This window comes from Desulfomarina sp., assembly GCF_054039375.1.
Genome location: NZ_JBPLBA010000245.1, coordinates 1 through 3,674, shown reverse-complemented (window position 1 = coordinate 3,674; position 3,674 = coordinate 1). Strand labels below are relative to the sequence as shown.

The 3,674-nt window shown below is 43.2% G+C and carries 4 protein-coding genes and 1 tRNA gene; 2 read left to right on the top strand and 3 right to left on the bottom strand.

Annotated elements, in window-relative coordinates; translation table 11 throughout:
- Positions 1 to 342 precede the first annotated feature (342 nt).
- From rpsI to ACXLDX_RS13585, 3 genes are all read right to left on the bottom strand, one after another.
- Positions 343 to 735, bottom strand: coding sequence for a 30S ribosomal protein S9 (gene rpsI, locus ACXLDX_RS13595; RefSeq protein ID WP_228857187.1), 393 nt, complete (start codon positions 733 to 735; stop codon positions 343 to 345).
- 16 nt (positions 736 to 751) lie between these two features.
- Positions 752 to 1,180: a 50S ribosomal protein L13 gene (gene rplM / locus ACXLDX_RS13590; RefSeq protein WP_457577730.1), complete on the bottom strand. Its 429-nt coding sequence runs from the start codon at positions 1,178 to 1,180 to the stop codon at positions 752 to 754.
- Between the two features lie 72 nt (positions 1,181 to 1,252).
- A tRNA-Gly gene (locus tag ACXLDX_RS13585) sits at positions 1,253 to 1,327 on the bottom strand.
- Between the two features lie 553 nt (positions 1,328 to 1,880).
- Between ACXLDX_RS13585 and hisB the strand changes: the two genes are divergently transcribed.
- Both hisB and ACXLDX_RS13575 read left to right on the top strand, forming a co-directional pair.
- Positions 1,881 to 2,480 carry an imidazoleglycerol-phosphate dehydratase HisB gene (hisB, locus tag ACXLDX_RS13580; protein WP_457577729.1) on the top strand — a complete coding sequence of 200 codons (600 nt, stop codon included), beginning with the start codon at positions 1,881 to 1,883 and terminating at the stop codon, positions 2,478 to 2,480.
- Positions 2,481 to 2,743: 263 nt separating this feature from the next.
- On the top strand, positions 2,744 to 3,397 hold the full coding sequence (locus ACXLDX_RS13575; protein WP_457577728.1) for a hypothetical protein: 654 nt from the start codon (positions 2,744 to 2,746) through the stop codon (positions 3,395 to 3,397).
- Positions 3,398 to 3,674: the final 277 nt, after the last annotated feature.

The window sequence follows — 3,674 nt, the reverse complement described above, 5'->3', positions numbered from 1 at the left end:
CTCACAGGGGTAGCAATTATATGATTTTATTACATCTGAACTGTAATTGCTCACAGGTGCCGCAGATTTTTGCAGGCTCTTTTGTTCGCTATAGCCTACCTATGCGGACAAAAGAGACCGTGAAAAGATGGGGTGCCTGTGAGCAATTACACTTTTATTATCGTATTGCCGGACAGCCTCCTGAGTAAAAAGCATGCCCCCGTTATCAGTTACGTTCAGGAGAATAAAAAAGGGACGACAGCAGAACTGTCATCCCTTTTGTGTTTTAAAACTTCTGTAAAATACAGTTCCCTGTTTTTTTGCAGGTCCTGCTCTCGAAAAAGAAGAAATGAAAAAAACTTTCTATCGTTTTGAGAACTGGAATTTGGCCCGGGCGCCTTTCTGGCCGTATTTCTTCCGTTCTTTGACCCTTGGATCACGGGTAAGCAGACCTGACTGTTTCAACGGGAGGCGGGTTTCCGGATTTGTCTCAAGAAGCGCCTTGGAAATACCGTGACAGAGTGCATCCACCTGTGCGGACTTGCCGCCGCCTTTTAAAGTGGCCATGACATCGTATTGCTCTGTCGTTTCTGTGACCTTGAATGGTTTTTCAATTTTGTGACTTTTGAAAATCTGACCAAAATATTTATCAGCTTCCATTTTGTTTACAATAACTTTTCCGGTTCCAGGAGTAAGCCAGACTCTGGCAATAGCATTTTTCCTTTTCCCGGTGGCATAAAATCTATCTTGGGCCATGGTTCTGTCTCCTGGATTAAATATCTAGTACGGTGGGCTGTTGTGCCGTATGCGGATGATCTTTACCGGCATACACCTTCAGTTTTTTCAACTGTGCTCTGCCCAGTTTGTTTTTGGGAAGCATTCCTTTGACAGCGGCAGTAATAAGTGAGGTCGGGTTCTTGGCCAGGAGATCTTTCGCATTGATCTCCTTGATGCCGCCAATATATCCGGTATGATGATAATATTTCTTGTCATTCAGCTTGTTGCCGGTGAGACGGATTTTTTCAGCATTGGTTACAACGATGAAATCACCATTATCTATAAAGGATGAGAAAGTCGGTTTATGTTTGCCACGAAGACGGGAGGCTATTTCCGATGCCAGACGGCCCAGTACCTTGTCCTCTGCATCGACAACATACCATTTCCTCTCGATCTCGTTGACTGGAGCAAGATAGGTTTTCATTGTATCCCTCAAAATGGTCGATCAATTAATAAAAAAAGGTTCGAACACCGTCGAACCTTTTGATGTATTGAGTGGAGCGGGAAACGAGATTCGAACTCGCGACTTCAACCTTGGCAAGGTTACACTCTACCACTGAGTTATTCCCGCTCGTGCGTTTTTATGTCAAAACTGCGGTGTTTATACAAGGTCTTAAAATTGGTGTCAATAAAAAAAGAAACCAACTCGGTTTTTCATTATAATTATTTTCATTCGCCATGTCACGAAAAATAGAGAAGGTTTTTTTTCTTTAGGGTATTATGTCGGTCTCAGAATAATGGGTTTTGAAGGAGATATTATATCGGGAACCAGGTAAACTCCACTGTTCAAATCCTGAAACCACTGACGAATAGACCTAAGGGAGGCGAGGATTTTCAAGGAAACCAGATTGTAAATCGTATGCTCAATATCGTTAACTTGTGCCTGTCCATAAATGGTCCTTTCACCCAAGTTCTGCGTTGTGCTCTAATAATAATGCTTGGAATATTAATTATATGGTTGCGATTATTCTTTTTCGCAGTCTTTGATTTTACACGAAATTGCTCATTTCTGTACAGACACTGATTTAAAAGTATCTTGGAAATATCACAAAGCCGTCACGGATTCAGGCAGTCGAAAGGAATTTATACTATCTTGCAATTGAAAGCATTCAGGTACTAGAAATATGGATAAAAAAAAGATAATAAGATCAGGCCGTGTTGCCCGTAAAACAAGGGAAACTGAAATAGAAATTGATCTTGTACTGGATGGAGAGGGGATGGCCGATATTGATACTGGTGTTCCTTTTCTTGATCACATGCTGACTCTTTTCAGTGTTCATGGCTTTTTTAACGTTACTGTCAGGGGGAGTGGTGATACGGAGGTTGATGATCATCATACAGTGGAGGATACAGGTATATGTCTTGGTCAGGTGATTGCCAAAATTCTTGGGGATAAAACCGGAATAGCCAGGTATGGAAGCTGTCATATGGTCATGGATGAAACGCTGGTTCGGGTGGTGCTTGATCTCTCCAACAGGCCCTGGTTGCATTATCACGCGCCGGTAAAGGAGCAGAAACTCGGAACCTTTGATACGGCTCTGGCCCAGGAATTTTTCAGGGCTGTGAGTCAACACGGTGGGGTGACCCTCCATGTGGATCTTCTGCATGGGGAAAATGGTCATCATATTATTGAGGCCGTTTTCAAAGGGTTTGGCCGGGCTCTTGCACAGGCCACTGCACCTTTGAATATTGAAGGTTCCCTGTCTTCAAAGGGATGTCTTTGACACCTTGATCCATGAAGGTTCCGTGTCTTTTTGATAAACCGGCGTGGCCGGATTCTATGGTTCCGCCATTTATGCCCAGTGGGTACAAAAAACTGATGAAAATCTCAACTGCGGCGGTACGAACTTCAGCCGTATATTTTCAGCTGAAATTGGGAAATACTGTTGTAAAAATCATAATCGAATATTTTTAACAAAATCCTCACCTTCCTTCGGCTCACCCGCCGACGGACTCAGGTGACAGATATTCTAATGGGGTGAAACCGGTGAGAAAAACAATACAGGTTGGTTTATATTTCGTATGTCTTTTCCTTTATTTTCTTCTGTCGTCATGTTCAAACTTCATGGATGATGGCGGCAAAAAGGTTCAGATTCCTCTGGAACCTCTGCGTTGTATTGTTGTGCTTCCCGCAGGAACAACAGTTGGTAAAAATGATACTGTGACATTCAGCAGTGCCCGTGATCTTGAACGCGGAGCGAAACTGGCAACGGAAATTATGGCGAAGGAGTTGTCGGTCAATCCTGAAGTGAGGGTTTTGACTGCAAACCAGGTCTCGAACCTTGTATCAGAAATATCGGGAGGTATTTCCGGTACGGTTTCGGCGCTTGGAAAAAAATTAAACTGTGATGCTGTTCTGACAACAACAGTTTCCCGTTTCAAGCAGAGAGAGGGAGGAGAGTATGCATCGGAATCCCCGGCTTCTGCCAGATTCAACATGGTTCTCAGGCATGTGAAGACCGGGGCGGTACTCTGGTCCGCAGATTTCAAGGAAACCCAGAAATCCTTGTTCAGCAATATTCTTTCTTTTAACAAGGCGCAGAGTAGAGGATTTAAATGGATCAGTGTTGAGGAACTGCTGGAGCAGGGCATACGGGAAAGGCTTGCGCAATGTCCTTATCTGGTGCCTGCCGGGAAATGAGTAATTTCGTTCAAAATCAAGGACTGGGAAAAAGTATGCGCAGACGTGTTATTGAGTTTCCGAACGTTATTTTTCCTAGTTACTTATGAAACTCAGCCTGTTATTTGTGAGTCTGGGGATATGCCTGTTTTATCAGGCGTATTTCAAAAATCACATTAGACTGATTATAAAATGATCTGGACTGACACTTTTTCATTTGAATTCCTTATCAATTGAGATTTCCAGTGATTTTTGACCGTAGGCCAGCCTGATAAAACAGGCACATCCACAATTTGGC

Bases quoted from the DNA above. Each gene is read 5' to 3' on its own strand.
- rpsI (WP_228857187.1), bottom strand. From the start codon at position 735: ATGGCCCAAGATAGATTTTATGCCACCGGGAAAAGGAAAAATGCTATT.
- rplM (WP_457577730.1), bottom strand. From the start codon at position 1,180: ATGAAAACCTATCTTGCTCCAGTCAACGAGATCGAGAGGAAATGGTAT.
- hisB (WP_457577729.1), top strand. From the start codon at position 1,881: ATGGATAAAAAAAAGATAATAAGATCAGGCCGTGTTGCCCGTAAAACA.